This window comes from Streptomyces sp. NPDC104371 (assembly GCF_055583785.1).
Map to the genome: position 1 here is coordinate 352,625 of NZ_JBVJNF010000003.1, position 26,891 is coordinate 379,515.

Sequence of the window (26,891 nt, forward strand, 5' to 3'; positions counted from 1 at the left end):
CCGGAACCTGCCTCTAAAGCAATGATTCGCAGCTCGTGCCCCCATTCCCCGGCCGGCGTCCACTTCTATGGGGCAGCTCCGTTCTATGGGGCAGCTACGGGGGATGAACCGGATGGATTCGTACGGGGACCTCATCGCGGCCGACGACGTGCTGCTCTTCGTCAACGCGGCGATCACCTCCACCGGTCAACGCGAATTCCACAGCGACGAGGGCGAGCAGCGGCTGTCCTTGGACTTCCTCCACGCGTACATGCTGGGGAACTACCGCGACCTGTACGCCGGGGTCCTCGCGCTGGACATCAACGACCACAACGCCGCCCTCGTCATCCGGCATCTGCTGGAGACCGCCAAGGAAGCCACCGCCGAGCAGCTTCGCAACGAGGGCCGACTGATCGCGTGCCGCCTGGCGACGCTGCCGCCGCAGCGCGTGTACGGGCTGTTCGGTGCCCTGCGCCGGGCCGGGGTGAACAACCGTCGCACCCGCGCGATCATGCGCGACTGGCTGTCCGCCCGCCCGGACCCGGCGTTCGACGCCGTGAAGTACCGCAGCGGCCTCAAGCGAGCCCTTCGCCACGCGCATCTGGCCCCCGCCACCGAGGAGTTGGGGACGTTCGTCTTCGCGCCGCTGACCCGCAGGCACTACGCGACACCCCTCCTGGAGACGTGGCGCCGCGCGCACTACGAACAGGCCGCCCTGTACGAACTGCCCTATACGGCCGCCGAGGGCTTCGCCGCCAAGCACGGCATCCCCCGTGATGTGTTCCTGGAGCGCATCGCACCGCGGATGACCCGTCTGGAGACCTTGCGGCTCCAGGAGTCCGCGCACAAGCGCGGGGCCACAGAGGTACGGGCGGACCTGGCCGGGATGCCGCTGACCCGGTTGGCGACCTATGTGCTCTCGCTGCCGGTCGAGGACCGCCTGCGTCGACGTGCCGAACTGACCCACGCCCTGGAATCGGCCGCCGACCGGGTGGCCGGATCCCACCGGGGGAGTTGGGGCAAGGTCACCGCCGTCCTCGACGACAGCTTCTCCACCTTCGGTTCGGTGCACAAGCGTCGTCGGCCGCTGGCCGTGGCCCTGGCCTGCCACCATCTGCTCGCGGCCCTCGCCGACGACTACACGGGGCTGTGGACGTCAGGCCGGACCGACGCGCTGCTGACCCGTCCGTACGGGCCGACGCCGGTCGGTCGGCGGATCCTCGACGCGCTGGACACCGCGCCGTCCAGGCTGGTGATCGTCTCCGACGGCTGGGACAACGCACCTCCCGGCCTGGCCGCCGAGGTGCTGCGCGTCTGGCGAACCCGGCTCGACCCCGAGCGCCGTACCGGCGTCGTCCATCTCAACCCCGTCTACGACGCGGCCGACTTCGACGTGCGTCGCCTGTCCCCGACGGTGCCCACCGCGGGTATCCGTGACGCCGAGGACCTTCCCGCGCTGGTGGAACTCGCCCAGTTCGCCGAAGGCCGCACCGGCCTGGCCGAGTTGACCACCTACCTGGACACCCGTGCGGCCCGCATGACGAGCGACCACGACCAGGAGCGGGCGCGATGACCACACTGGACCTGACCGGCCTCACCACCCGCCCCGCACAGGTCTGGGGCGCCGTCCGGCTGGTGCCGCTCGTGCGTGACGAACCTGTCGCGGATCTCCGGCTGCGCGCCCGGCTCTACGGTGACGCGGCCGGTCTGGTCCAGGTCGGCCCGCGGCACGGCTATGTCTCCTACATCCCGCACGGATTCGTCGCCACCTGGACCGGCGACGGCACCCCGGCAGCCGCCTACGGCACCCAACTCTCCTCCCCTGACGACGACTCGGCTCCGACCGCCACCATGGGCCTGCGCATCCACCGCAGAATGGCCCGCCGCCAGGCCAGAGACCGACTGCGGTTCCTCCCCATGCATCTGGCCCTGGAGGGCTATCTGGCACTGCACTTCGGCGGCCCCTCGCTCGCCTGGGAGGAGTGGTCGCAGCGCGCGATCCGCCAAGGGCTCTCCCCGCGCGTCGAGGAAGCCTACGTGGGCGCCGAGATACGCGAACTCACCGACGCGCTCCGCGTCTTCGAGATCCACCCCGGCCAATGCGGCGTGCTCGTCTACGTCGCCGACGCGCTCGCGGCCGCGTTCGTCGTCCCGCATCCCGACGACTACCGCGCACTCCACCCGACACTCCTGCACGACCTGTACGGCGAACTGATCCACCACTACGCCCTGTTGATGCCGCCGGTGCAGGACTTCCGGGCGCGCATACCTGACGCGCGCATCCGCTCCCTGGCCCACCTGCGCACGGCGGCCGCCGAACAGGAGGACGCCTGGGCGCGCTTCCACGACACGACCATGCCGACCGGCTTGCTGGAGCACACGTACACCTGGCAGACGGTCTACCGGATGGGACACTTCACGCTCTCCCGCTTCTTGCCGACGTTCCGTCCCAAGCAGGAGAACCACATCGGCGAGGCCATCACCGACGACACGGGCAGGATCGCCTACCTCAAGACGTTCCGCCTGTCGGAGAGCCAGGTCCGCCGCGGTCACCTGCTCAGCGGACTCGCCGCGAACGGCTGGCACTTGGCGGACACGGCGGCCGATCTCGGCATCACCGAGGCCCAGTTGGGGATGCGACTGGAGTCCGCCGGGTTCGGCCACCTTCTCCGCCAGGACGTCCTGGACGGATACCGCAAGCGACGATCCTGATGGAGCGTCAGGCGTTGGGGAAGAGAGGCGCGCCCGCCATCAGACCGCCGTCCAGGGCGAGTGTCTGGCCGGTGATGTAGGAGGCCTTGTCGGAGCCCAGGTACTGTACGGCCGCCGCGATCTCCTCGGGGACGCCCGTACGGCCCATCGGCAGAACGGAGTCGACGGCGTCGCGTACGGCGTCGCTGCCGGTGGCGCGCTCGTACATCTCGGTCCGTGTGTAGCCGGGGGCCACGGCGTTGACACGGATGCCATGTCTGGCGCCCTCCAGAGCCGCGGTCTTGGTGATACCGACGACGGCGTGCTTGCTGCCGACGTACAGGGCGAACCCGGGGTAGCCCACCAGGCCGTAGACAGAGCTGACGTTGATGATGCTGCCGCCGCCGTCCTGCGTCTGCATGGCCCGGAACTCGTGCTTCAGGCTCAGCAGGGTGCCCTTCACGTTGGTGTCGAAGGTGTTCTCGTACGTCTCGTCGGTCACCCCGGTGAGCGGGGCGAGCTTGCCCTCGGTACCGGCGTTGTTGAAGGCGACGTCGAGCCGTCCGAAGTGTTCCACGGCGCGGTCGACCAGATTGCGTACCTCGGCGTCATGGCGCACGTCCGCCTTCACGAACAGAGCCTGCCCGCCCTCGCGTCGGAGTTCCTCGACGAGTGCGTCCCCCTTGTCCTGGTGGCGTCCGCTGACCACCACGTTCGCGCCGTCGCGGGCGTAGGCGAAGGCGGTCGCGCGGCCGATCCCGGTGAGCGCGCCGGTGATGAGGACGACGGGAGCAGACATGGCGTGGTCCTTCGGGTAGGGCTGGCTCGCGGGGGAGGGGGCGTGCTACGACGGCGTCAGTGCGACCGGTTCTCCGCGCTGACCATCCAGGCGTGCTTCTCCAGGCTGTCGATGATCGTGTGCAGCAGGTCGGCCGTGGCGGGATCCTCGCCGTCGACCTGGTCATGGTGGGTGCGTACGGTGTCGACCGCGGCGCGCAGCCGCGCGGTGACGAGGTCGACCACGGTACTCACACTCAGCTCGCCCTCCGGGAACGCGGGGAGCGTGGTGTTCGCCGTCACCGTGTCGGAGCGGCCGTCCGGGCAGGCTCCGAGCGCGCGCATGCGTTCGGCGATGACATCGGCCGACTCCCGGGCGTCATCGACGATCTGGTCGAGTTGAAGATGCAGATCCCGGAAGTTGTGACCGATCACGTTCCAATGCGCCTGTTTCCCCTGGAGATGCAGCTCGACCAGATCCACCACGATCTGCTGCAACGCTCGGGTCAACTGCGGAGAGGCCGCGAACGCGGCGGCACCGTTGTCCGAACGGCGGGAACCCCCAGGGGAAGCGGGCATGGCGTATCTCCTCGCGAAAGCACCGCGCGACAGCCCCGGGACCGGGGCCCCTTCTCGTGGACGACTTCTCGTACGAGACGTCTCGCATGCGACATCTCGTATGCGACGTCTCGTACGTGATCAAGCCTACGGAGGTCCCTCGGCGCCGCCACCGCGCCTGATCCGCTCGGGCGCACCACCCGAACCGTGGCGGCAGCCGTGACAGCCCGTCGCCGCCTCGCGCAACGCGCGCAGGTCCGCGTCCGTGGGGACGTACGGCCCGGCGTCGTAGGTGTCTCCGGGCTTTCGGGCCTCCGGAGCCTCCGAGGCGGGTGGACAGTGTCCACCCGCCTGGTGTCGTGACGAGGCCTCGGTGGCCGGTCGCCTCCGTGGGTCACTTGTGGCCGAAGACGGCCTTGCTCACCTCTGCCGGGTTGTCGAAGGTCTTCTTCCGCAGGTGGGAGAGTTCCTCCGTGATCTCCTTCGAGGCGTGATTGCGCTTGGCGCACTCCACCAGCGCCTCCCGGTCGGTCGGGTAGTCGGTTCCCGACAGGGCCTTCTGCAGATCGACGGGGCTCACGCGTGCCATGTCAACCTCCTGATGTCGTCGAAGGACGTTCACTGCTTCCGACAGTCTCGCGGTACCCCTGGTGACGCCGACTAGTCGCGATGTGCGCGCCTGTTTGTGGGTGTAGGTCCGCTTCGTACGGGTACGCGGCACGGGGAATGCCCAGGTGGCGGGGGCTCTGGCAGCGCGCGCGGTTGGGAGAACACGATGGCCCGGACCCATGAAGAGAAGCCGGACGAAGGTCTCTCCGTTCCGGAGGACACGCAGATGGCCGCCGGTGCCGCACCGCCCGCCGAGTCGGGTCTCTCCGAACTCGGCCCGCGCCAGGAAGCGCCCCGCAGAGGCTGGCGCCCCGGCGCCATGACCCCGTTCTGGCTGGTGATGGTCCTCATGCTGCTTCTGCTGGTGGCCCTGGCCATCTGGAAGGCAGTGACCTGACCTCTCGGAGGTGTGAGCCTAGACCGGGACCGTGTCCTCGGCGGGTCGCCAGTAGACGCCGTCGTCTCGACGCAGGTGCCCCAGGTCGACCAGGTAGCGGCGCAGGGCGACGTGGTCCAGCAGGCCGCCCACGCACCAGGCGCGCAGCTTCTCGTTGACGGCGCGCTCCGGGTAGTCGACGCCCGGCTCGAAGGTCTGCTCGGCGATGTAGCACAGCACGACCTTCTTGCGCGTCCACTGCGCGGGGAGCCGGACCAGCCGCCCTTCGCGGACGAAGGTACGCAACACGGCCTCGACCTCTTCGTCCCCGGAGCCGTGGTCCTGGACCGCCGTGGGCACGGCACGTTCGCGGGCCGACTGCCGGAAGAGGTCGTAGGCGATCGTGAGCCGGGTGTCGTCCGAGGTGATCAACCCCCGGTCGGCCAGGCGCCGCAGCGCGATCGCGGCGTCCTTCAAGGGCGATGCCGCGTCGCGGCGCGGGGCGCACGGCAATTACCGGCGCTCTGTGGTGCCGCGCACCTGTGTGAACCGGCGTCCTTGCGGTACCCGGACCCACAAGGCACACACATCCAATGGCAGACCTCGAGGGCACAGAAGGTGAACCTGATGACATCGCTGCGGTCCCGGTCGTACCTCGAATCCATGGCAGGTCTCTCGGCGGTGGTCACCGGCGGATCGCGCGGCCTCGGTCTGCTGCTCGCCGAGCATCTGCTGATGCGCGGGTGCGCGGTCACGATCGCCGCGCGGAACGAGGAGGAACTGGGCCGTGCGCGGAAGTTCCTCACCCACGCGCGGTCCGGCGCGCGCGTGCACTGTGTGCCCTGCGACGTGACCGACCGCGCGTCGGTCACCTCACTGATGGCCGAAGCCGCAGAGGCCCACGACGGAGTGGATGTGGTGATCGCGAACGCGGGTGTCATCCAGGTCGCACCCCTGGAGTCGCTCGACATCGACGCGTTCCGGTCGACCCTGGACACCATCTACCTGGGCGCCCTGCACACCTCGCTCGAAGCCCTGCCGTGGCTGCGGCGCAGTCCCAGTGGGGGTCGGCTGGCGCTGATCGGCTCCGTCGGCGGGCTGCTCGCCGTACCGCATCTGCTGCCCTACTCCTGCGCCAAGGCCGCCGTCGCCGCCCTCGCCGAAGGCCTGCACGCCGAACTGCGCGGCCAGGGCGTGAGCGTGACGGCCGTCCACCCCGGACTGATGCGGACCGGTTCGCACTTGGCCGCCGAGTTCGGCGGGGACCAGGCTGCGGAGTTCGCGTGGTTCTCGGCCCTCGCCGGCGCTCCCCTGGTGTCGATGGACGCACGCCGCGCCGCCGACCGCATCGTGACGGCCGTGGAGCGGCGGCGGACCCGGATCGTGCTGACTCCCATGGCGAAGGCAGCCGCGCTCGCCCATGGCGTGGCCCCCGCGCTGACGACCCGACTCAGCGCGCTCATGGCCGAGTTGCTGCCTTCCGCGCCGGACCGCACCGAGGGCGGCGGTGGCCTGCACAAGGGCCGCGACATCGCACCGGGTCCGGACGGGACAAGGCATGCGAGGACAGGACGACTGCGCGACTGGTGCGGCGCCCTCAACGACCGAGCGGCCCGCCGCTTGAACCAACGGCCCCACAACGCGCAGGGCGGCCGGTGAGGCGGGCACCTCAGGCATACGTACGGACCCATGCCCGAACTGCCGGACGTCGAAGGGTTCCGCCAGGTTCTCATGAGGTGCGGAAGCAGCCGGTGGGTCACGGACGTCGACGTGCGGGACGCAGGCGTACTCCGCGGTGTCACCGAGAGACGACTGTGCGGCGAACTGACAGGACGGCGTCTCAAGAAGCCCTGGCGCCACGGCAAATGGCTGTTCGCGCCCACCGACGGCGAGGTCACTCTCGTCTGTCACTTCGGCATGACGGGCTCACTGCGCTGCTGTCGCCCGGACGAACCGCTCGACCGGCATGACCGCATCGTGTTCACCCTTGATGACACCCGGCACCTGCGCTACCGGGACCAACGCAAGCTCCAGGGCGTCCAGTTGGCCGACCGGAACGCGCTCGACCGAATCCTGGACCGCCTCGGCCCCGACGCCTTGACCGTGGGCCGAGCGGAGTTCCGGGAGCTGCTGTCGGGGCGACGAGGCGCCGTCAAGGGCGCGTTGATGGACCAGTCCGTGATCGCGGGGCTCGGCAATCTCCTGTGCGACGAGATCCTCTGGCGGGCCCGCGTCGAGCCACACACCCCGGTACGGGACCTCGGCGATGCGGCACTTCGGCGCCTCCACACCGCGATGGGCCGCGTACTCGAGACCTCCATGCGCGCCGCCTGCGTACCACCGCGACGTACCTGGCTCACCGGACGGCGGGACGACAGCGAGCCACGGTGTCCCCGCTGCGACCACCGCCTGCGCGCCGCTCGCGTCGCCGGACGCCGTACTGTCTGGTGCTCTGTGTGCCAGGGCTGACGGGCCGGTCACGACCGCGGGGGGCTCGAATCGGGGGACGAGGTCACCTCGACGCACGCGAAGTGCCCCACCAGCGCGCCACGCCAGACCCGGTGCAGCCCTCTCGTCAGTGGCGGACGTGAGGGAGTACCTCGGTGCGGTAGAAGTCGAAGAAGCCCCGCTGGTCCTCGCCGATCTGACTGACGTACACCGTGTCGAATCCGGCGTCGACGTACGCGGTCAGCGCCTCGATGTGTGCGTCCGGGTCGTCGCCGCAGGGTACGGACTCCTCGACCTGTTCCTGGGTGACCAGCCGGGAGGCCTGCTCGAAGTGGCGGGGCGTGGGCAGGACCTGCGCGAGTTCTCCGGGCAGGTACGCATTGGCCCACAGATGGTGAGCGGTCCGTACGGCCTCGCTCTTGACCGGCCCCCAGCACACCTTCAGCCCGGCGCTGGCCGGCTTGCCGATGCCACCGCCTCGCCGGAAGTGCTTGATCAGATCGGTGTCCGGCATCATCGTGATCAGCCCGTCACCGATCCGCCCCGCCGCCGCGGCGGAGCGCGGCCCGAACGCGGAGACGTCGATCGGCACCGGCGTCTCGGGGCGGGTGTACAACCGGGCGTTCTCGACGGTGTAGTGGGCGCCGCGATGACTGGTCCGCTCACCGGTGAACAACTGCCGGATGATCCGGATCGCCTCCTCGAGCATCTCCAGACGTACGGCGGCCGAGGGCCAGCGGTCGCCGAGGATGTGCTCGTTGAGGGCCTCACCCGTGCCCACCCCCAGCCGGAACCTCCCGTCCAACTGCACCGCGGCGGTGGCAGCCGCCTGTGCGATCACGGCCGGGTGGATACGGACGAGGGGGCAGGTCACAGCCGTCTCCACCGGCAGGGACACGGCCTGTGAGAGAGCGCCGATCACCGACCAGACGAAGGGACTCTGCCCCTGACGGTCGTTCCACGGATGGAAGTGGTCCGAGATCCACAGCGCGGTGAAGCCCGCCTCCTCGGCCATGCGCGCCTGCTCCACGAGCGCATCCGGACCGTGCTCCTCACATGACAGGAAGTACCCGAACTCGGTCATCACGCCTCCCGCAGGACGTCCGCGGCCACCACCCACCGACCTGCCGGGTACCCGAACCACCACCGACCGGAACGTAACTCCCCCGGGGGTGTCAGTGTTCCTGGGCCGTCGGGCGCATCATGATCTCGTTGATCGCCGCGTGTGCGGGCTGCGTGACCATGAAGCTGACCGCGCGGGCGAGGTCCTCGGCGCGGAGCCAGGCCTCCTGCGGCATGTCACGGGCGGAGCTGTAGCCGGAGGCGTCGGTCGTCATCTCCGTCACGGTCATCCCGGGTTCGACCAGCCCCACCCGGACGCCCCGCCCGGTCACCTCCTGGCGCAGGGCCTCGCTGAACGCGCACACCGCGTGCTTCGTCGCCGAGTACACGGCGTTGTTCTTGCGCGCCACGCGGCCCGCCACCGAGCTGACGTTCACCAGGTCGGCGACCTGCCGTGGCCCGTCCGCCGCCGCCCGCAGCAGATGCGGCAACGCCGCCTGGGACATCCGCAGGACGGCGTCGACGTTGAGGTCGAGCATCCGCCGCCAGTTCGCCGGGTCACCCTCCTCGATGGGACCCATGGCCACGTAACCGGCGTTGTTCACCACCACGTCCAACCGAGCGAAGCGATCGACGGCGTCCTCGACAGCCTGACGTGTCTGCCCCACGTCCCCGAGGTCGGCGGTGAGGACGGCACATGAGCCGCCCTGGCCTTGGATCCTCGCGGCCAACTCCTCCAGCCGCTCGGTGCGCCGGGCGACGAGCGCCACCGCCGCGCCCTGCCGCGCCAACTCCCAGGCGGTCGCCGCCCCGATGCCACTGGACGCACCGGTCACCAGTGCCGCGCATCCCGACAACGGCCTTTCGGCAGCGGCCCCCACACCTTCGCCGTTCGGATCCCTCACACTCATGACCGCCCTTCGCGGATCGGGTCGTACTCACCACCGGAAGCTTGCACCACACGGTGCGAGCCCGCCTCTCACCACAGCCGGGATGGCCGAGAACGAGCGGTCACCCGGGGTCCTGGTCCGTGGTCCGGGAGGCACGGTCGGACCGTGCCGCGTCCCGCAGATGTTCGGCGAGCGCCTCGGCGGCCGACGCCGTGCGGTCCTTGACGCCCCAGGCCAGCAGATGGCGGCGGCGGGCCCAGGGCTCCTGGAGTTCGCACACGGCGAGTGGCTGGTCGGGGTCGACGGCACGACGCGGTACGACGGCGAGCCCGACACCGGCGGCAGCGAGCGTGACGAGAACGCCGAGGTCGGCGACCGTGGTGCGGTGACGCGCCACCGGAGCGTGCGGTCCGAGGTGCTTCTCGATCCAGCGGCGCAGCGAGGAGGCGGCGTCGAGCCCGACGAGCGGATGCTCGGCCACCTCGCTGTACATCAGCGAGGTCCGACCGGCGAGGATCCCTCCGGCCTGGCCGATCACGACCAGCGAGTCGTCACCGAGAGGCTCCATGCGCAGACCGCTGTCGTGGGCCTCGTCGTCGAGGACGACCCCGAGGTCCGCCTCGCCGTCGGCGAGCATCCGCACCGTGCGCGGGGTGCGGCTCTCGCGCACGGTGACGTCGGCTTCCGGATGCGCGCGGAGGAACGAGACCAGCGCCCGGGGCACGAGCCGGTGCATCGCGGACCCGCCCGCCAGCAGGGTCAACGGCGCGGTCGGGGACCGGGTGTAGCTCGCGACGGCGCTCTCGAGCCGTGCGGTCCGGTCCAGCACGTCACGTGCGTGGCGCGCCAGCGTCGTCCCCGCCGGAGTGGGCCGCACACCCCGTCGTCCACGGATCAGCAAGGACACGCCCGCGTGGTGCTCCAGCGAACGCACCCTCGCGCTGGCCGAGGGCAGGCTCAGACACATCCGTCGAGCACCGGCCGTGATCGACCCCTCCGTCACGATGTGCAGGAAGAGCCTCAGGTCGTCCAGGTCGTAGCGCACCGCCCCAGCCTAAGGCTCAGCCTTAGGCAGACTGCGCCGATTACGCATTGTGAACCCACCCGTCGCGGGGCGATGCTCGGCAGGTGTTCGAGTTGCTCTACGTTCTGCTGGCCGGTGTCGCCGCGGGAGTGCTGAACGCCATGGGCGGTGGGGGCACGTTCGTGGCGCTTCCCGCCCTTGTGGCGTTCGGCCTGCCGCCGGTGACGGCGAACGCGGTGTCGCGCGTCGCCCTCGTACCGGGTGCCGTGGCCGGCGCCTGGGTCTACCGGGCTCAACTCGCCCCGGTCGGAGCCACGTCGACCAGGGCGCTGACGGCGGTCAGCGTGAGCGGCGGCGCGGTCGGTGCCGTCCTGCTGCTGACGCTGCCCGCCGCGTCGTTCGAGGCCGCGACGCCCTGGCTGCTCGCTCTGGCCACGGTCGTCCTCGCCTTCGGACGCCGCGTCTCCAGGGCGCTCAGCACCGGGCCGGTCATGAGCACCCGGGCCGTCCTGATCGGCCAGTTCCTTCTCTCCGTGTACGGCGGATACTTCGGCGGTGCCGTAGGCATCATGATGCTGGCCCTGTGGAGCATCGGGCTCGGTCTCGACGCCGCGGAGAGCAACCCGATGCGGATCGCCCAGCTCGCGGCCATCTACCTCAGCGCGGCCGCGCTGTTCCTCGTGGCCTCGGACGCGTTGAGCGCTCCTCTCCTCCTCACCGTGACCTTGATCGGGGCGGTGATCGGCGGCTTCGCCGGAGCCCACATGGCCCGGCGTATGCCCGCCGGACTGCTGCGGGGCGTCATCCTCACCACCGCCGTTGTCATGACCGTCCTCTACTTCCTGCGCGGCTGACCGGCGTACGGTTCCGGCCGCGCTGTTCAGGCAGTGGCCGCCGGGGCGTGGTCCAGCATGTCGATGGTGGCGTCGGCCGCCTCGACGACGACCGGGTCGTGGGTGGCGACGACGGTGACGCAGCCGTGTTCGTGTGTGGTGCGGGCGATGAGCCGGACGAGGTCGTCGGCGCGGGTGCGGTCGACGGCGGCGGTCGGTTCGTCGATCAGGAGGAGTTCGGGCTCGACGAGCAGGGCGCGGGCCAGGGCGATGCGCTGTCGTTCGCCGCCGGAGAGCTGGTCGGGGCGGTGGCGCAGCCGGTGGCCGAGCCCGACCTCGGTGAGCAGTTCGCGGGCCCGGCCGCGCAGGGCGCGGGGTCTGTGCCCGGAGAGGGAGGCGGCGGCGAGGAGTTGTTCCTCGGCGGTGAGGCCGGTGAGCAGGTTGCCGCTCTGGAACATGTAGCCGATGCGGGTGCGGCGGGCGTGGGCGCGTCGGCCGTCGCTGAGGGCGGCCAGGTCGGTGTCGTTGAGGAGGACCTGCCCCCGGTCAGGGCGGAGCAGGGCACCGGAGACGGCGAGGACGGTGGACTTGCCGGAGCCCGAGGGGCCGACGAGGGCGGTGAGGGCGCCCTGTCGGAAGGAGGCGGTCAGCCCGTCGAGGGCGGTGGTACGGGTTTCGTCGTGGCCGAGGGTGACGGTGATGTCGTCGAGTCGGAGAGTCATCGTGCTGCTCCCAGCATGGTCATCGGGTCGACGGTGGTGACGCGGCGCAGGGTGAGGGCGGAGCCCGCGAGGCCGACCAGGGCCACGGCGGCCATGGTCGTGGTGAGGGTGGCGGCGGGCAGGCTGAAAGGCACCCGCTCCCCGACGAGGAGTCCGACGGCGGCGGCGAGCGCGGCTCCGACGGCGGTGCCCGCGACGACGACCACGGCGGCCTGGGTGAGGGTGTGGCCGAGGAGCCGCCGCCGGGACGCGCCCATGGCGCGCAGCAGGGCGAGTTCCGGAGTGCGCTGGACGGTCCAGACGGCGAAGAAGGCGCCGACGACCAGCGGGGCGATGAGGAAGAGGAACGTCTGGATGGACGTCATGGTCAGCCGCTCTCCGTCGTAGCCCGGGGCGGCGGCGAAGGCGTCCTGGAGCGGGACGGCCGCGGTGTCGTGGCGGCGGTCGGCGGCGGCGAGCGCCTGCCCACCGAGGCCGGCGGGGACCTTGAGGGCCAGCGCGGTGTACTGGCCGGGGAGGTCGGTGGCCGGGGTGTGCGCGCCGGGTGTGGTGAAGCGGATCCGGCGCCAGGCGTCGGTGGTCACGTAGGCGACCGGGACGTGGCCGTAGGAGGACCGGCCGGTGCTGCCGATGACCTTCAGGCGGATGTCGAGCCGGTCGATGGTCAGGGTGTCGCCGATGCGGACGCCGTCGTTCACGAGCTGGCGGGAGACGACGACGCCGTCGGGGGCGGCCGCGTCCAGGCGGTGGCCCTTCTCGGCGCCGGGGTCGGTGAAGGCTCCGGGCTCGACGCCGAAGGCGGCGAGGTCGACCTCCGCATGGCGGTCGGTGGTGCCACGGGTGATGGCCACGCCGAGCGGTGTGGCCTCGACGTCCTTCTCCTTCGTCCAGCCGGTGACGGTGCGTTGGTCGACGAGGCTCCGGGCGAACTGGTCGGACTTGGTGCCTTCGGCGAAGGCGATGTGTGTGGCGGGCAGTCCGCGCAGGGCGGAGATGGTGTCGTCACCGAGGCCGGTGGTGAATCCGGAGACGATACCGACGAGCGCGGCGACCAGGACGACGACGCAGCCCATCAGCAGGAAGCGGCCTCTGGCCGCCTTGAGTTCCAGCAGGGCGAGGAACACGTGTTTCCCTCCAAAGATAGGGACAAGGCGTCCCCAAAGTAAGGGATGGCGACGCCGCGTCGCTAAGGGGGGTGGGTCTTAGACTGGGCGGATGCCCAAGATCCAGGCCGCTTCGGTCGCAGATCACCGCGCCCAGCAGCGTGCCGCCCTGCTCGACGCGGCGTACGAGCTGCTCGCCGAGGGCGATGCCGCCGAGGTGACGTTCGCGGCGATCGCCCGCCGCACCGGGCTGGCCCGCAACAGCGTCTACAAGTACTTCTCCAACCGCCGCGAGTTGCTGACCGAGGTGGTGCGACAGGCCGCGCCGCGCTGGACCGAGCGCATCCACGCCGCTCTCGCGGCCGCGGGCGACGCCCCCGAGGACCGGATCGCCGCCTATGTCGTGGCGCAGTTGGAGATGGTGCGCGACGGCGAGCACCGCATCGCCCGCGCCGGCGCCGACGCACAGGACGCCGCGGCCCTGCGCGCGGGCGCCGACGCCGCGCACCGCGCCTTGCTCGACCCGCTCGTGGACGCCCTGCGCGACCTCGGCGACGACGCCCCGCTGCGTACGGCCCGGCTGCTGCAAGGGCTGGTGAACGCCGCGACCACGGCCCTGGAGGCGGGCGACGACTACACCGCCGTGACGGACCGCACGGTGCGCCTGGCCGTCGCCGCCCTCGCGGGTCTCACCACGGAGCCGCTCCCCCGAAGAGCCGGGTGAACACCGCTCCTCGACGGGCGAATACCGCCTGCCGGAGCGCCCGTTGGGCTACTAACATCAGCCACCATGCTCACCAACGAAGAGATAGTCGGGCGCGCTCTGGAGCAGATCGAGGCCGGGTACGTGTTCCCCGAGAAGACCGTGGACATCGACGCCGCGATCCGGCGCCGTCTCGAGGCGGGGGAGTACGACGACCTGGACGGGCCCGCCCTCTGCGCGACCGTGACCACCCACCTTCAGCAGGTGTGCCCGGACCGGCATCTGCGGCTGCTCTGGACGGACCAGCCGCAGTCGCTGGAACCGGAGGACAAGGACGGGGGACAGGCCGCGTTCCTCGCGCTGCTCCGGGCCGAACACCAGGGCATCCGCCGCGTCGAGCACCTGGACGGGAACATCGCCCTCATCGACATCCGGCGCATAGCCTCCGCCGACGAGGGCGCCACCGCGATCGGCGCGGCCATGCACCTGGTCGCGAACAGCGCCGCGCTCGTCCTCGACCTGCGCGCCTGCACGGGCGGGGCACCGTCGGGCGCCGCGATGTGGTGCAGCTACTTCTTCCAGGACGACGAGGTACACCTCAACGACATCTACGAGCGCTCCACCGGCGTCACCCGGCAGTACTGGACGACCGCACACCTGCCCGCCCCGCGCTACCCGGACCGCCCCGTCTACGTACTCACCAGCGCGATCACGTTCTCCGGTGGAGAGGACGTGGCCTACACCCTCCAGGCACATGGCCGAGCCGTTCTCGTCGGTGAGACGACCCGTGGCGGCGCACACCCGACGGCCCGCCACGCGGTCACCGAACACATCCTCGTGACCGTGCCGACCGCGCGCACGGTCAACAGCGTCACCGGCACCAACTGGGAAGGCGTCGGAGTGATCCCCGATGTCCCCGTCCCGGCGGACCAGGCACTGGACACGGCGCTCAAGGCCGCGCGCACGCGTCTCGACGCGTAGCCGCGCAGGCCTCGTACGGCGACGGAGACGGCGCCGGTCGCGGAGGGAGCCGCGACCCGCGCCGTCTGCCGTCGTCGCCGGTCAGGCCAAGCCGCCCGACGCCCGCAGGTTCTGCCCGGTGACCCACCGCCCGTCCGGACCGACGAGGAACCCGACGACATCGGCGATGTCGCTCGGCTGCCCGAGCCGACCGAGAGGCGTCATCTGTGCGACCGTCTGGAGCGCTTCCGGGGGATTGGCACCATGCAGCATGTCGGTGTCGGTCGCACCGGGAGAGACGGTGTTGACCGTGATGCCGCGCGGCCCGAGCTCCTGGGCGGCGACCGCGGTCAACTGCTCGAGCGCGCCCTTGCCGGCGGCGTAGGGGCCGACGCCCGCGACGGGCCGCACGGTGTTCACCGAGGAGATGTTGACGATCCGGCCCTCGTCGCGCATCCGCCTGGCCGCGTACCGCAGGGTCAGGAAGACCGACCGGGCGTTGATCGCCATCACCCGGTCGAAGAACGCCACCTCGGTCTCCGCGAGGGGCATCCGGGCATGCGACACCGCGGCGTTGTTCACCAGGATGTCCAGACCGCCGAGTCGGGCCTCGGCCGCTGCCATCAGCTCTTCCGGCCCCTCGGGGTCGGCGAGGTCCAGACGCATGGCTCGCGCCTGGCCTCCGTTCGCTCGTACCTCGCGGACGACTGCTTCCGCGGCTTCCTCGTCGGCGCGGTACGTGAAGACGACGTGCGCGCCGTCGCCGCAGAGGCGTTCCACGATCGCTCGGCCGATGCCGCGGGATCCACCCGTGACCACGGCGGTCTTGCCCTTCAGCACAGTCCATCTCCTTCGCGCAGCGGTCGGTTACCGCGCCGATCGTCGCACGGCAGGTCAGCGCGGGGCGGCGTGATGAGGGGTGCGCGCCGTGATGATCTGGTCGATCAACCCGTAGTCCCGCGCCTGCTCGGCCGTGAGGATCTTGTCCCGCTCGATGTCCCGACTCACCTGCTCCAGCGGGGTGTTGGAGTGCCTGGCGAGCAGTTCCTCCAGCAGCGAGCGGATGCGCTGGATCTCGTTCGCGGCGATCTCCAGGTCGGAGGTCTGCCCGTGACCGGTCTCGCTGTAGGGCTGGTGGATCAGGACGCGGGCGTTCGGCAGAGCCATGCGCTTGCCGGGTGTTCCCGCGGCCAGCAGCACCGCGGCGGCCGAGGCCGCCTGCCCGAGACACACCGTCTGGATGTCCGGCTTGACGTACCGCATGGTGTCGTAGAGCGCGGTGAGCGCGGTGAAGGAGCCGCCGGGGCTGTTGATGTAGAGGGAGATGTCCCGGTCGGGGTCCATCGACTCCAGGCACAGCAGTTGCGCCATGACGTCGTTCGCCGAGGCGTCGTCGATCTGGACGCCGAGGAAGATCACGCGCTCCTCGAAGAGCTTCGCGTACGGGTCGTACTCACGCACACCTTGCGACGTACGCTCCACGAAGCGCGGGACCACATAGCGGGCTTCGGCCGTCGCCCCGGTGAAGTGCCCTGCGATGCCGTCGAGTTGCCGGTCTCGGTGCGTCATGCTCCTGCCCTGCCCGGCATGTCGGCCACCGACAGGATGACCTCGTCGATCAGCCCGTACTCCTTCGCCTCCTGCGCGCTGAACCAGTGGTCCCGGTCGGCGTCGCGCGTCCACTGCTCCACCGTCTGGCCGCTGTGCAGCGCCGAGAGTTCGGTCATCTTCTTCTTGGTGCGCAGCAATTGCTCGGCATGGATCTTGATGTCGGTGGCCGAACCGGCGAGGCCCGCCGACGGCTGGTGGATCAGGATCTCCGCGTTCGGCAGCGCGAACCGCTTCCCCGGTGTGCCGGCGGTCAGCAGGAACTGCCCCATCGACGCGGCCATGCCCATCGCGATGGTGATGACGTCGTTCTTGATGTACCGCATGGTGTCGTAGACCGCCATACCGGCGGAGATCGAGCCACCCGGGCTGTTGATGTAGAGGAAGATGTCCTTGTCCGGGTCCGCGGCGAGCAGGAGCAGTTGGGCGGTGATCCGGTTGGCGATGTCGTCGTCCACGGCCTGACCGAGGAAGACGATGCGTTCGTCGAGAAGCCTGTTGAAGACCTGGTCGCCGAGGCCACCCGCCTGGGGCCCGGAGAGCTGGGGTATCGAGGAGGCACGTGTCATGTGGGGTTCCGTCCCTGCGAGGCTGAGGTACCGGCGCGAGGCTGACGTACCGGCCGAACGATCGTAGGCACGGGGCGAGTTGACAGGCAGCGAATGCGCTGGATATTAGCTTTCAGCTAACCGCCGTCGACGGACACCGTTCGGCAGGCCTTCTTCGCCCGGCCTTCAGTTGATCACCTGGTGCTACTCTGGCGATCTTCAGCAGGCGAACAGTCACCGTGGAGACGGAGCCGGGGGGCGGCGTCGCGAGCGCCGCCGGGTTGGGGGGACGGGACATGCGCGACCTGCGTCCACTACAGGCCCTCGGTCTCTCCGCGACAGCCGAGGCCGCCTATGTCGCGCTGGTGGAGCAAGGGCCGCGAACCTTAGCCGAGTTGACCGACCGGCCGACGCTGGTCGGGCTGCCTCTCGAAGTCCTGCAGCGCGCGGTGACCGAACTCAGCGACATCGGTCTGGTGGCACGCACCGGCGACCGGCTGACCGCGCAGCCGCCGCGCGCGATGGTGGAGGCCGTCGCCGAGCAACGCGCGCGCGAGGCCCGGATCGCTTACGAGAGCGCGATGGTCCTGTCCCGGTTCTGGCTCGACCACACCGCGGGGTCGAGCTATGTCGAGGTCGTCGACACCTCCGGGCACCCCGAGGCCATCCAACTCCGGGTCCACAGCGAGGCGATGGAGCAGGTGCGCGCGCTGTCGATCGGGCCCGTGGGCGGGGGCGAGCGTGAACCGGAGGTCGGCCCCGGAACGCTGGACGCGCTGGACCGGGGGGTCGCCTACCGGGTGGTGTACAGCGCCAACATCCTTCAGGATCCCAAGGCGTTGGAGGTGGCGCACTCCTGCGTCGAACGCGGGGAGCAGGCACGGGTCTTCCCCGATGTCGCGCTGAACGTCCTGGTCTGCGACGACCGCTTCGCCGTGGTGTCCGTCACCGCGCCGGACGGCAGGGGCCATCACAGCGTCGTCGTCCAGCCGTCGGGGCTGCTGGACGGGCTGATCGGCGTCTTCGAGTCGTACTGGCGGATCGCCGCGCCGCTCCCGGCCGGTGAGTCCGTCAAGAGCGAGGCCAGTCCCGAGAGTCGGCAGCTTCTGAGCTACCTCAGTGCCGGGCTGACCGATGAGTCCATCGCCCGTGAGCTGGGGGTGAGTGAGCGGACCGTGGCCCGGCGGATCGCCCGCCTCCAGGAGATGCTCGGCGCCCAGACCCGCTTCCAACTCGGTGTCCAGGCCAGCCGCCGCGGCTGGCTCTGAACCACGGCCCCGAGCGGGCCGGGCGCAGGGCCCGCACATGGAAGCGCGGGGTGGGCCGGTACACGAACTCGTCCCACCCCGCGCGGCTTCAGCGGCTCATCCGCTCAGGCGATCGACACCCGGCGTACGAACCGGAGTTGTCACTGAGCGTCCGGCTTGACCAGGTCGGGGAGCTTGGCCTCGAACATCTCGTCCAGCTTGAGCGACGGCAGGATGTGACCCTGGTTCGGCGCGTCGTTGGCCACGCTCGCACCCCAAGTCGACGACGCGAGACGCTGCTTGGGCGTCCCGTGGTGCCCGGAGTTGGTGAAGCTGCAGTCGCCGACCTCGTAGAACGACTTCTCCGCCTTGAGCAGCCGGGTGGCGTTCAGCGACTCGCCGCGCGCGTGGGTCAGGTAGTACGTCCCGAACGCGTCGGCCATCAGCTCGGTACGGCGGGTCGCCTCCGGGCCGGTCAGGTCGCTCTCGAAGAGGTTGTCCTGGTACTGCACGTGGTGTCCGAACTCGTGGCCCAGGATGCCCTTCGGCGCGACATCGCCGAGACCCACGGAGTCCATGCCCTGGAGGATGCCGTCACCCATGATGATCCGGTCGGAGACGCCCAGCGGCTCCGGGTCACCGGCCTCGCTGTAGGCGAAGGCGTTGAAGGTGAAGATCGGGTTGGCGCCACCCTGGAGCACCGGCTCCGAGTCGACCAGCTCGATGAACATGTCGGCCAGGTCCATGTTCTCCTCGGGCGTCCCGCCGTACAGCACGGAGAGCGTACGGGAGAGCCGCTCGGGGCTGGAGAAGACATCGGCACCGTGCATCGGAACCAGGGAGATACCCGCCGAGTCGATGTCCCAGAACCGCTTGAGGTTCTTCATCTCGGAGTTGAGCTTCTGGGTGTACTCGCCGTGGACACCGAAGGTGTTGGACGACGACTGCGTGCCGAAGATCAGCGCGTCATAGGTCGGGAGGTCGAAGCCACCGAAGAGCTGGAGTATGAGAAGGGTGTACGGGTCCTGGGCGCCGTCCAGGAGCGAGTTGGCATACGTCGACAGATCGGTAGTCTGGCACTGGTAGTCGCCAGGGTTGATCGCGCTGTCGCGGATATCGCTCCACTGCGAGTCACTCAGGCCGTACTGCGCGCGAGCCGTGCTGAGACGGGACTCCCAGTCGGCGGGCAGCTTCGCCAGGATCCGGTCGACCAGCGCCTTGGTCTGCGGAGACAGGGCGGAGGTGTCGATGGACGCCGGAAGTGACTGGCTGGCGACGGTCGCGGTCCCGGCTGCATCGGCGGCGTGAGCAGGAAGGGCCATGCCGAGGGCACAGGTCGCGGCGACTGCCAGGCTCGCCGCCATGGAGAGGGTCTTCTTCACGGGGACTCCTTTCAAGGGTGCCCGGAGAGGGCATCCGTGGGCGCCGCCCAGTCTGTAATCCCGACTGCCCATTGCTGAATGACGGCTTCCTGTCTGAAACCGGCATGTCTGGAACCTGACAACTCGCCAAGTGCCCTGCATACGCGGCTCACTTGTGCCATCGATCTGGTATGACTTCCCGAAGGTCTACGGGGAATCGGGGGATCGACCATGACGAGCCGTGCCGTGGAGGACGGGGCAGCGGTCCTGATCATCGGTGCCGGACCGGCCGGACTGGTCCTGGGCAACCTCCTGCTGGACGCGGGGATCGACTGCCTGGTGGTGGAGCGGCAGAGCCGGGAGCATGTCGAACGGCGGGCGCGCGCCGGGTTCCTGGCCGCCAACACCGTACGGGTGCTGACCGAGAACGGCCTCGCGGACGGACTGCTCACCCGGGGGCAGCGTCATGACGCCTGTGCCTTCCTCACCGAACAGGGCCGGTTCGAGCTGAAGTACGGCACGCTGGGGCGCGGTGAGGTGCATCATGTGTACCCGCAACAGGACCTCGTGACCGACCTCGTCGCCCAATTCCTCGTGCGCGGCGGGGAGTTGTGGTTCGACACCGAGGTGACCGAGGTGACCGGCCTGGACGGCGACCGGCCGTGCGTCACCGCGCGGACCGCCGACGGCAGGGTGCTGCGGCGCAGTGGCCGGTATGTGGCCGGTTGCGACGGCCGGCACGGCGTCAGTCGCCGCGCGATACCCGAGGGTACGTATCGGTACTACCGGCGTGATCACGGTGTCACCTGGCTGGCGTTGCTGGCCGAGGCACCGCCGAGCATGTCCGCCATCGGGTACGCCGTCCATGAGCGGGGCTTCGCCGGGCATATGGCCCGCACGCCCTCCGTCACCCGCTACTACCTCCAACGCCCCAAGGGGACCGACCCGCAGGGCTGGACCGACGAGCGGATCTGGGAGGAGCTGAACCTGCGGATGCGGGTCGACCGGTTCGGTGCGCTGAACGAGGGCCCGATCCTGGAACGCGGCATCGTCGACATGCAGTCCGATGTCCTGGACCCGATCCGGTACGGATCGATGTACCTGGTGGGGGACGCCGCCAGCCTGATCAGCCCCGCGGCGGCCAAGGGCGCCAATCTCGCGGTGATGGAGGCCGAGATCCTCGCGCGGGCCCTCGTCACCGCGCTCGGGAGCCACGACGAGACGCTTCTCGACCGCTACTCGGCAGACTGCCTGCCGCGCATCTGGCGGGCGCAGGAGTTCTCCCACTGGATGATCAACCTGCTGCACGCGCCCTCGGGCGACGACGACGAGGTGGTCTTCCTCAGCGGCCTCCAACTCGCCCGCCTGGAGACCCTGCGCACCTCCCGCGCACACCAGGACTACTTCGCGGAGAACTACGTAGGTGTCTGAGGCCTCTTGACGCGGCAGTCGGCGCACACGCAAGCGGCCTTCGGCTGAACATGTGCTCCGGGGAACGGAGTACGCGTCCAGCGCGAAGGCCGCGTTGCTGAGTCCGCTGTGTCACGCTGCCCGACGGGAAGCATGGGCGAACACGGTCATGCGCCCGGGGCGAGTGCTACAGCATGCCCTCGAAGGGGCCGGTCAGCGGTGGCCGAAGTAGCCGAAGTAGCCGAAGCGGCCATGGCCGCGGTGGTGGCCGTACCCACCGTGGTGACGGCTGTGACCCCAGTCCCAGCGCCGGTGGCCGTAGCCGCCGTGGTGATGGTGCCGGTCGCGGCCCCAGTCGCCGTAGTGACCGCGGTGACCGTCGTGGTCGTAGCCCTCGACCTGACGGCTCTGCGTGTAGCTCCTCCCGCTGTCAGGGCTCGCGGCCATGGCAGGCATGGCCGCCGCGCCGACGAGGGCGCCCGACGCCACACAGGCGGCGATCAGGCGGACCGCCTTACGAGTAACAGACATGAACTGTCCCCTCATGTTCGTGCACGCCCACTCCGGTCGGGGCAGGGCGTGCGGCCGAATTCCCGGCTCGCGCCGAGGCCCCACACTGTGGCCCGCAACCGCGACACAAGGCCGCCAAACGGATGCGCGTTACGAAACACGGATATAGCCGTAACTCTCCCTTGTAGCGGCCAACGACCGGAGGACCGCCTTGGGCCACCGGCCCGCACCCGTCGACCTCTGCCCATGACCACCTGGCTTCAGTAACGAAGGAGCCTGCTCCGTTCGGGTGACCCGCCGAGCCCATCCCACAGCGCCCTTCGGCAGCGGAATACCCGGCGTGCTCGTCATCGGCGTCGTGATCGTCATCACGCCGGGCAGATGATCGTTCTGCAGCACACTCTGAACAGCCCTTATGTGAGGGGGCGTTCACTGCGGGGAGAGGTATGGAGACGGTGCTCGGCACGGTGGAGCGGATCTGGCGGTATCCGATCAAGTCCATGGGCGGTGAACTGCTGGACGAGGTCGCCGTCGACGCCCGGGGGCTCGTGGGCGATCGGCTCTACGCGGTGCGGGACGCCGAGGGCAGGTTCGGCTCGGGCAAGAACACGCGCCGGTTCCGTCGCATGCCGGGGCTGCTGCATCTGCGGTCCCGGTATCCCGGGGGATCGGTCGCGGAACTGCCCGAACTGCTGGATCCGGACGATGTGCCGGTGCCGGATCCCACCGCGTACGTGCGTCGCTATCTGGGCCGGAACGATGTCGAAGTGGCCCGCGAGGGCGAGATCTCGCATCTCGACCAGCTCCCGGTCAGCGTGCTGACCACCGCCACGCTCGACTGGATGCGCGCGGCCGTTCCCGGTGTGCCCGTCGACGAGCGGCGCTTCCGGCCGAATCTGCTGGTGCGCACACCGCCGGGTACACCCGCGTTCGTGGAGGACCAGTGGTTCGGCAGCACCGCCCGCATAGGACAGACCACCCTACGGCTGCGGTTCGAGCGGTCCAGTGAGCGCTGCGTGATGACCAACGAGGCACAGCGGGACCTGCCGCACTCCCCACAGATCCTGCGAACCATCGCGCGGGCGCACGACATGCGACTGGACGCGCTGGCCACGGTCGCGCGGCCGGGGCGGGTACGCATCGGGGACACCATCGCGCTGACCTGACGCTCCCCGCGTACGACCCTCGCGGTTATGGCTCGCGGTTACGGCTCGCGGTCACGGTTTGCGTGCCACGCCGCCGAAGTCGTCCACCTCGGCGGGGAGTTGCTCGGCGGACGGGTCAGGGCGCCAGCGGGACACGGAGACCAGGCCCGGCTCCAGCAGTTCCAACCCGTCGAAGAACCGGGCGAGTTCCGCCGGGCTGCGGTTCACGCGAGGGTTGTCGCTCGCCTCGTTCCACTGCTCGATCATCTCGCGCATCTGCCGGGGGTCGAGCACTTCGGTGTCGTCGCAGAGGACGAGGTAGCTGCCGGAGGGCAGGGCAGCCGTCAGACGGCCGACCAGGTCGTAGACGATGTCGTCGGTGACATGGGCGGTGATGCCCAGCAGTAGCAGAGCGATCGGCTGGTTGAAGTCCAGTGAGGCGGCGGCTTGTTCGAGGATCGCCTCGGGGTCGCGCAGGTCGGCGTCGATGTATTGCGTCGTCCCCTCGGGCGTGCTGGTGAGCAGGGCCTCCGCGTGGGCCAGGACGATCGGGTCGTGGTCGACGTAGACGATCCGGGCCTCGGGGAGCATTCGCTGAGCGACCTCGTGGGTGTTGTTCGCGGTGGGCAAGCCGGTCCCCACGTCCAGGAACTGACGGACACCGGCCTCGCCGACGAGACACTCCACCGCCCGGACCAGGAATGCCCGTTGCGCCAGGGCGATGTCGAGGATCGCCGGATTGGCGCCCGCGATCTGGTCGCCCACCTGGCGGTCGATCTCGTAGCAGTCCTTCCCGCCGAGCCAGTAGTTCCAGATGCGCGCGGAGTGCGGCAGGCTGCCGTTGCTGAGCGGCTTGTCGCTGAGCGGCTGTTCAACAGGCATGAGAATCCCCGGAGTTCAGGCGGTGGTCCGTTCGCCCACAACATAGACCTCCACCGCGACGTCGGTGGGGCGGCTCAGCGGATCTCCGGCAGTTCGTCCAGGGTGCGACCACTGCGTACGGACGCGGGCTCGGTGTTCACCGCGTCACGGCTCGCGTCGGCGGTGACCGGCACCTTCCTGCCCTGGTGCTCGGCGAGGTTCTGATACGTGCCGGTATCCCAGACGTAGGGCGGCATCGATTCGCGTCAGATGGGTACACGGGGTGGACACGACCGTGGCGAACAGGTGACGGCCATGACTACGAAGACCGCCAGGAAGTCGGCGCAGGCCCACATCGTCCGCGCCCTGCTCGACCGGCAGCGGCACACCTACCCTGCCCAGGCGGGCGTCCGGCTGCGCAACACCCCCGCGCCGCTCTACCAGGCACTCGTCCTGGCGATCCTCCTCAGCGCCCGCATCAGGGCCGACACCGCGGTGGCGGCGGCCCGCGCGCTGTTCGACGCCGGACTGCGTGACCCGCGAGCGATGGCGGACGCGAGTTGGCAGGAACGCGTCGACGCGCTGGGCGAGGGCGGCTACCGGCGCTACGACGAGCGCACCTCGACCATGCTCGGCAAGGGCGCCGAACTGCTTCTCGACCGCTACGACGGCGATCTGCGCCGACTGCGCGAGGAACCCGACCCGAGACAGGCCCTGTTGGACATCCCCGGCATCGGCCCCACGGGCGCCGACATCTTCCTGCGCGATGTCCAGGGCATCTGGCCGGAGTTCGCGCCGTACCTGGACGACAAGGCCCTGGACGGCGCCCGACGGCTCGGACTGCCCGCCTCACCCGAGGAGTTGAGCGACCTCGTCGAACGCCGCGAGCTCCCGAGACTGGCGGACGGCCTCGTCCACGCGGCCCTCGACAAGCCCCTGGCCGACGAGGTACGCGCCGCGGCCACGTCGTCGACCTGAGACACCACGGGCACCACTGTCCTGGCTCGTGCTCACCACGGCCACCTCGCGAGGTTTGCGCGCGGCACGGTGGGCACTCGGCCTGGTAAGTCGCCATGTACCGCGTCATGTGCGCGACCGGTTCACGCAGCTCCGTCCACCCCGGGGAGGAGGAGCAGGAGTGAGCACCTATGTCTACGGCATCGCCGCGGCCTCGCACCCCTCGCTTCCCGAGGACATGGGCGGGGTCGGGGATCCGCCGCGACCGGTCAGGATCCTGAAGGCGGGCGATCTGGTGGCGGTCGTCAGCGACGCCCCCGAGGGGCTGCGGCCCAAACGCAGGGATCTGCTCGCCCACCAGCACGTGCTCGGCGAGGCGGGCGCGGGCGGCTCCGTCCTGCCCATGCGGTTCGGCAGCGTGGTCCCCGACGACGCCTCCGTCACCCGGGCGCTCACGGAGCGTGCCGAGCACTACCGGGAGCGGCTCGTGGCGTTGCAGGGCCGAGCCGAGTACAACGTCAAGGCCACCCACGACGAGGAGTCCGTACTGCATCTGGTGCTGGGGCGGAACCCGCAGGCGCGCGCCATGGTGGAGGCCAACCAGCGCGCCGGGGGCGGCACCGACGAGGACCGGATGCGCCTGGGCGAGATGATCGCCGGGGCGATCCAGGACCTCGAGGCGTCGGACGCCGAGGCGCTGCTGCGCGCGCTGGAACCGGCGGCCGAGGCCGTCAGCGTCGGACCCGAGTCCCACGGCTGGCTCACCAACCTCTCCTTCCTGGTGGAGCGCGACTGCGCCGAGGAGTTCCTGGCCGTCGTGGAACAGGCCCGCAAGAACCACCCGCACCTCGCGCTACGGGTCATCGGGCCGCTGCCGCCGTACAGCTTCGTCGAGCCCGACCCCGCCGCCGGGACGACGGCCGGCCGAGATTCGGCACCCGCTCATGACTGCTGAAATCCGGAATGCGAGGATGAAGCGCCATGACAGCAGGGTGGTGTATGCGCGCGATACGGGCCGCGGTGTTCGCGGCCGTCTGCGTGCTGCTCGCCGCCCTGGGCCACGTCCTGATGTCCGGGAGCGACGTCCCCGCGTGGGCGCTCACCGCGGGACTGGCCGGGACCACTGCCGCGGGCTGGTGTCTGGCGGGGCGTGAACGCGGACGGACGATGATCGTGACGGTCGTGTTCGCCGCCCAGGCCGTGCTGCACGAGGCGTTCTCCTACGCACAGTCGGCATCCGGTGGCTCGGCCTCCATGACCATGAGCGGCATGGGGCACATGGGCCTTGGCCACACAGGTGCGGGCCACATGGGCGCGGACCACATGTCCATGAGCCACATGTCCATGAACCACATGGGCATGGGTTCCATGGGTTCCATGGGCGGCATGGACATGGGCTCCATGAACCACCTGCCGCAGACCGGCCTGGGCCACCTCGGCGACCTCCTGAGCGGCGTCGGCTCCTCGCCGTTCGGCATGCTCGCCGCCCACCTGCTCGCCGCGCTGCTGTGCGGCCTCTGGCTGGCGTACGGCGAGCGGGCCGCCTTCCGGATCCTGCGGGCCGTGGCCGGATGGCTGGTGGCCCCGCTGCGGTTGCTGCTCGCGCTGCCCGCCACCCCGGACCGTCCGCGCGTCCACCTCCGGCGCTGCCGCTCGGACCGCGCGCCCCCGCTCCTCCTTCTCGCCCATGCGATCACTTCTCGGGGTCCACCCGTGGGGGCGGCTGTCGTCTGACGACAGCGGGTCTCCCGAGGCTGCCTGCCCATCTGACAGCGCGCGCCTCGGGCCACGGCCGTACCCGGCCGTCTCCCCTTCACCGGACCGTGCCGCCCTCACAGGCCACCGGTCCGGATCACGGTTGACTCGAGAAGGACACCTGGTGACTTCTTCCGCACTGACCACCTCGCGCACCAAAGGTCCCCGAAGCGACACCTCGGCGGCGGTCGATGAATCGATCACCGCATGGGCACTGGCCGCCCGGGGCGGTGACCGGGACGCCGTCGAGCAGTTCGTGGGCGCCCTGCACCGTGACGTCCAGCGCTATGTCGCCCATCTCTGCGGCGACCCCCAGGCGGTGGACGATCTCGCGCAGGACACGTTCCTGCGGGCGCTCGGCAGCCTGCACCGGTTCGAGGGACGCTCCTCGGCGAGGGCCTGGCTGCTGTCCATCGCCCGTCGCGCGGTGATCGACAGCTACCGGTACGCCGCTGCCCGGCCACGTCTGTCGGACGTACCGGACTGGCAGCTCGCCGTCGAGCGGGCCCAGCCCTGCGATCTGCCGGGCTTCGACGACGGCGTGGCCCTGCTGGATCTGCTCGCGTCGCTGCCCGAGGACCGCCGGGAGGCGTTCATCCTCACGCAGTTGCTCGGGCTGCCCTACGCGGAGGTGGCCGAGGCCAGCGACTGCCCGATCGGCACGGTCCGCTCCCGCGTGGCCCGAGCCCGCGCGACCCTGATGGACCTGCTGGGCGAGGCGGACCAGCCCACCGCCCTCGCGGCCTGATCAGGA

The 26,891-nt window shown here is 70.2% G+C and carries 31 protein-coding genes; 15 read left to right on the plus strand and 16 right to left on the minus strand.

The genetic code is table 11. The features are described 5' to 3' along the window. Nucleotides 1-112: 112 nt before the first annotated feature. Nucleotides 113-1,552, plus strand: a complete 1,440-nt coding sequence (locus tag ACZ60T_RS12235; protein ID WP_469665805.1) for a hypothetical protein — start codon at nt 113-115, stop codon at nt 1,550-1,552. Beyond that, on the plus strand, nt 1,549-2,691 hold the full coding sequence (locus ACZ60T_RS12240; protein WP_469665806.1) for an ARPP-2 domain-containing protein: 1,143 nt from the start codon (nt 1,549-1,551) through the stop codon (nt 2,689-2,691). Before ACZ60T_RS12235 ends, ACZ60T_RS12240 begins: the two co-directional genes overlap by 4 nt. A gap of 7 nt (nt 2,692-2,698) precedes the next feature. Here ACZ60T_RS12240 and ACZ60T_RS12245 read toward each other — a convergent pair whose 3' ends face one another. The 3 genes from ACZ60T_RS12245 to ACZ60T_RS12255 all read right to left on the minus strand — a co-directional run bounded on the left by ACZ60T_RS12245 (nt 2,699) and on the right by ACZ60T_RS12255 (nt 4,594). Further along, the gene (locus tag ACZ60T_RS12245; RefSeq protein ID WP_365626332.1) at nt 2,699-3,469 is read right to left on the minus strand and encodes an SDR family NAD(P)-dependent oxidoreductase; all 771 of its coding nucleotides are present in this window, start codon (nt 3,467-3,469) and stop codon (nt 2,699-2,701) included. 56 nt (nt 3,470-3,525) lie between these two features. Next, the gene (locus ACZ60T_RS12250) at nt 3,526-4,026 is read right to left on the minus strand and encodes a Dps family protein (protein ID WP_469665807.1); all 501 of its coding nucleotides are present in this window, start codon (nt 4,024-4,026) and stop codon (nt 3,526-3,528) included. Nucleotides 4,027-4,399: 373 nt separating this feature from the next. Next, nucleotides 4,400-4,594 carry a DUF2795 domain-containing protein gene (locus tag ACZ60T_RS12255; RefSeq protein WP_252426923.1) on the minus strand — a complete coding sequence of 65 codons (195 nt, stop codon included), beginning with the start codon at nt 4,592-4,594 and terminating at the stop codon, nt 4,400-4,402. 186 nt (nt 4,595-4,780) lie between these two features. On the opposite strand from ACZ60T_RS12255, the gene ACZ60T_RS12260 reads away from it, so the two are divergent. Further along, nucleotides 4,781-5,011 (plus strand): DUF6480 family protein, encoded by a 231-nt coding sequence (locus tag ACZ60T_RS12260; protein ID WP_365626339.1) that lies wholly within the window; start codon nt 4,781-4,783, stop codon nt 5,009-5,011. A gap of 18 nt (nt 5,012-5,029) precedes the next feature. Here ACZ60T_RS12260 and ACZ60T_RS12265 read toward each other — a convergent pair whose 3' ends face one another. Next, on the minus strand, nt 5,030-5,467 hold the full coding sequence (locus ACZ60T_RS12265; RefSeq protein WP_469665808.1) for a DUF2087 domain-containing protein: 438 nt from the start codon (nt 5,465-5,467) through the stop codon (nt 5,030-5,032). A 150-nt stretch (nt 5,468-5,617) separates the two neighbouring features. Between ACZ60T_RS12265 and ACZ60T_RS12270 the strand changes: the two genes are divergently transcribed. Continuing rightward, nucleotides 5,618-6,649: an SDR family NAD(P)-dependent oxidoreductase gene (locus tag ACZ60T_RS12270; protein ID WP_469665809.1), complete on the plus strand. Its 1,032-nt coding sequence runs from the start codon at nt 5,618-5,620 to the stop codon at nt 6,647-6,649. Nucleotides 6,650-6,679: 30 nt separating this feature from the next. Then, nucleotides 6,680-7,459 carry an Fpg/Nei family DNA glycosylase gene (locus ACZ60T_RS12275; protein WP_469665810.1) on the plus strand — a complete coding sequence of 260 codons (780 nt, stop codon included), beginning with the start codon at nt 6,680-6,682 and terminating at the stop codon, nt 7,457-7,459. Nucleotides 7,460-7,565: 106 nt separating this feature from the next. On the opposite strand, the gene ACZ60T_RS12280 is transcribed toward ACZ60T_RS12275, so the two are convergent. From ACZ60T_RS12280 to ACZ60T_RS12290, 3 genes are all read right to left on the minus strand, one after another. Beyond that, nucleotides 7,566-8,522: a TIGR03557 family F420-dependent LLM class oxidoreductase gene (locus ACZ60T_RS12280; RefSeq protein ID WP_469665811.1), complete on the minus strand. Its 957-nt coding sequence runs from the start codon at nt 8,520-8,522 to the stop codon at nt 7,566-7,568. A gap of 91 nt (nt 8,523-8,613) precedes the next feature. Further along, nucleotides 8,614-9,336 (minus strand): SDR family oxidoreductase, encoded by a 723-nt coding sequence (locus ACZ60T_RS12285; protein ID WP_469665812.1) that lies wholly within the window; start codon nt 9,334-9,336, stop codon nt 8,614-8,616. A gap of 175 nt (nt 9,337-9,511) precedes the next feature. Continuing rightward, complete coding sequence (locus ACZ60T_RS12290; protein WP_469665813.1) at nt 9,512-10,435, minus strand: LysR family transcriptional regulator; 924 nt, start codon at nt 10,433-10,435, stop codon at nt 9,512-9,514. Between the two features lie 83 nt (nt 10,436-10,518). On the opposite strand from ACZ60T_RS12290, the gene ACZ60T_RS12295 reads away from it, so the two are divergent. Further along, complete coding sequence (locus ACZ60T_RS12295; RefSeq protein WP_469665814.1) at nt 10,519-11,268, plus strand: sulfite exporter TauE/SafE family protein; 750 nt, start codon at nt 10,519-10,521, stop codon at nt 11,266-11,268. Nucleotides 11,269-11,294: 26 nt separating this feature from the next. Here ACZ60T_RS12295 and ACZ60T_RS12300 read toward each other — a convergent pair whose 3' ends face one another. Beyond that, complete coding sequence (locus ACZ60T_RS12300; protein ID WP_469665815.1) at nt 11,295-11,969, minus strand: ABC transporter ATP-binding protein; 675 nt, start codon at nt 11,967-11,969, stop codon at nt 11,295-11,297. After that, on the minus strand, nt 11,966-13,093 hold the full coding sequence (locus tag ACZ60T_RS12305) for an ABC transporter permease (RefSeq protein WP_365626366.1): 1,128 nt from the start codon (nt 13,091-13,093) through the stop codon (nt 11,966-11,968). Before ACZ60T_RS12305 ends, ACZ60T_RS12300 begins: the two co-directional genes overlap by 4 nt. A gap of 91 nt (nt 13,094-13,184) precedes the next feature. Between ACZ60T_RS12305 and ACZ60T_RS12310 the strand changes: the two genes are divergently transcribed. Continuing rightward, entirely contained in the window at nt 13,185-13,796 is a 612-nt protein-coding gene (locus ACZ60T_RS12310) for a TetR/AcrR family transcriptional regulator (protein WP_365626370.1), read from the plus strand. A gap of 66 nt (nt 13,797-13,862) precedes the next feature. Then, nucleotides 13,863-14,756: a S41 family peptidase gene (locus ACZ60T_RS12315; RefSeq protein WP_469665816.1), complete on the plus strand. Its 894-nt coding sequence runs from the start codon at nt 13,863-13,865 to the stop codon at nt 14,754-14,756. 81 nt (nt 14,757-14,837) lie between these two features. Here ACZ60T_RS12315 and ACZ60T_RS12320 read toward each other — a convergent pair whose 3' ends face one another. From ACZ60T_RS12320 to ACZ60T_RS12330, 3 genes are read right to left on the minus strand one after another with little or no spacing between them, the layout of a single operon-like run. Beyond that, nucleotides 14,838-15,575, minus strand: a complete 738-nt coding sequence (locus ACZ60T_RS12320) for an SDR family NAD(P)-dependent oxidoreductase (protein WP_469665817.1) — start codon at nt 15,573-15,575, stop codon at nt 14,838-14,840. A gap of 54 nt (nt 15,576-15,629) precedes the next feature. Continuing rightward, nucleotides 15,630-16,304 carry an ATP-dependent Clp protease proteolytic subunit gene (locus tag ACZ60T_RS12325; protein WP_469665818.1) on the minus strand — a complete coding sequence of 225 codons (675 nt, stop codon included), beginning with the start codon at nt 16,302-16,304 and terminating at the stop codon, nt 15,630-15,632. After that, nucleotides 16,301-16,912 (minus strand): ATP-dependent Clp protease proteolytic subunit, encoded by a 612-nt coding sequence (locus ACZ60T_RS12330; RefSeq protein WP_365626383.1) that lies wholly within the window; start codon nt 16,910-16,912, stop codon nt 16,301-16,303. The genes ACZ60T_RS12325 and ACZ60T_RS12330 overlap by 4 nt, the downstream gene beginning before the upstream one ends. A gap of 275 nt (nt 16,913-17,187) precedes the next feature. Here ACZ60T_RS12330 and ACZ60T_RS12335 point away from each other — a divergent pair, with 275 nt between their 5' ends. Next, a complete protein-coding gene (locus ACZ60T_RS12335; protein ID WP_469665819.1) occupies nt 17,188-18,159 on the plus strand; it encodes a helix-turn-helix transcriptional regulator in 972 nt (323 codons plus the stop codon). Between the two features lie 140 nt (nt 18,160-18,299). On the opposite strand, the gene ACZ60T_RS12340 is transcribed toward ACZ60T_RS12335, so the two are convergent. Further along, the gene (locus tag ACZ60T_RS12340; protein ID WP_469665820.1) at nt 18,300-19,520 is read right to left on the minus strand and encodes a hypothetical protein; all 1,221 of its coding nucleotides are present in this window, start codon (nt 19,518-19,520) and stop codon (nt 18,300-18,302) included. Between the two features lie 210 nt (nt 19,521-19,730). On the opposite strand from ACZ60T_RS12340, the gene ACZ60T_RS12345 reads away from it, so the two are divergent. Continuing rightward, the gene (locus tag ACZ60T_RS12345) at nt 19,731-20,930 is read left to right on the plus strand and encodes a 4-hydroxybenzoate 3-monooxygenase (RefSeq protein ID WP_469665821.1); all 1,200 of its coding nucleotides are present in this window, start codon (nt 19,731-19,733) and stop codon (nt 20,928-20,930) included. A gap of 192 nt (nt 20,931-21,122) precedes the next feature. On the opposite strand, the gene ACZ60T_RS12350 is transcribed toward ACZ60T_RS12345, so the two are convergent. Continuing rightward, nucleotides 21,123-21,440, minus strand: coding sequence for a hypothetical protein (locus ACZ60T_RS12350; RefSeq protein WP_365626395.1), 318 nt, complete (start codon nt 21,438-21,440; stop codon nt 21,123-21,125). 425 nt (nt 21,441-21,865) lie between these two features. Between ACZ60T_RS12350 and ACZ60T_RS12355 the strand changes: the two genes are divergently transcribed. Then, nucleotides 21,866-22,585: an MOSC domain-containing protein gene (locus tag ACZ60T_RS12355; RefSeq protein WP_469665822.1), complete on the plus strand. Its 720-nt coding sequence runs from the start codon at nt 21,866-21,868 to the stop codon at nt 22,583-22,585. Nucleotides 22,586-22,636: 51 nt separating this feature from the next. Here the strand turns inward: ACZ60T_RS12355 and ACZ60T_RS12360 are convergent, their stop codons facing one another. Both ACZ60T_RS12360 and ACZ60T_RS12365 read right to left on the minus strand, forming a co-directional pair. Then, nucleotides 22,637-23,446 (minus strand): SAM-dependent methyltransferase, encoded by an 810-nt coding sequence (locus tag ACZ60T_RS12360; RefSeq protein ID WP_469665823.1) that lies wholly within the window; start codon nt 23,444-23,446, stop codon nt 22,637-22,639. 74 nt (nt 23,447-23,520) lie between these two features. Beyond that, entirely contained in the window at nt 23,521-23,682 is a 162-nt protein-coding gene (locus ACZ60T_RS12365) for a hypothetical protein (RefSeq protein ID WP_469665824.1), read from the minus strand. A 58-nt stretch (nt 23,683-23,740) separates the two neighbouring features. On the opposite strand from ACZ60T_RS12365, the gene ACZ60T_RS12370 reads away from it, so the two are divergent. The 4 genes from ACZ60T_RS12370 (at nt 23,741) to ACZ60T_RS12385 (ending at nt 26,885) form a co-directional block, all read left to right on the plus strand. Continuing rightward, entirely contained in the window at nt 23,741-24,403 is a 663-nt protein-coding gene (locus tag ACZ60T_RS12370; RefSeq protein WP_365626405.1) for an HhH-GDP family DNA glycosylase, read from the plus strand. A gap of 160 nt (nt 24,404-24,563) precedes the next feature. Next, nucleotides 24,564-25,337, plus strand: coding sequence for a GvpL/GvpF family gas vesicle protein (locus ACZ60T_RS12375; RefSeq protein WP_365626408.1), 774 nt, complete (start codon nt 24,564-24,566; stop codon nt 25,335-25,337). Nucleotides 25,338-25,363: 26 nt separating this feature from the next. Further along, nucleotides 25,364-26,116, plus strand: a complete 753-nt coding sequence (locus tag ACZ60T_RS12380) for a hypothetical protein (RefSeq protein ID WP_469665825.1) — start codon at nt 25,364-25,366, stop codon at nt 26,114-26,116. 145 nt (nt 26,117-26,261) lie between these two features. Further along, nucleotides 26,262-26,885, plus strand: a complete 624-nt coding sequence (locus ACZ60T_RS12385) for a sigma-70 family RNA polymerase sigma factor (protein WP_469665826.1) — start codon at nt 26,262-26,264, stop codon at nt 26,883-26,885. Nucleotides 26,886-26,891: the final 6 nt, after the last annotated feature.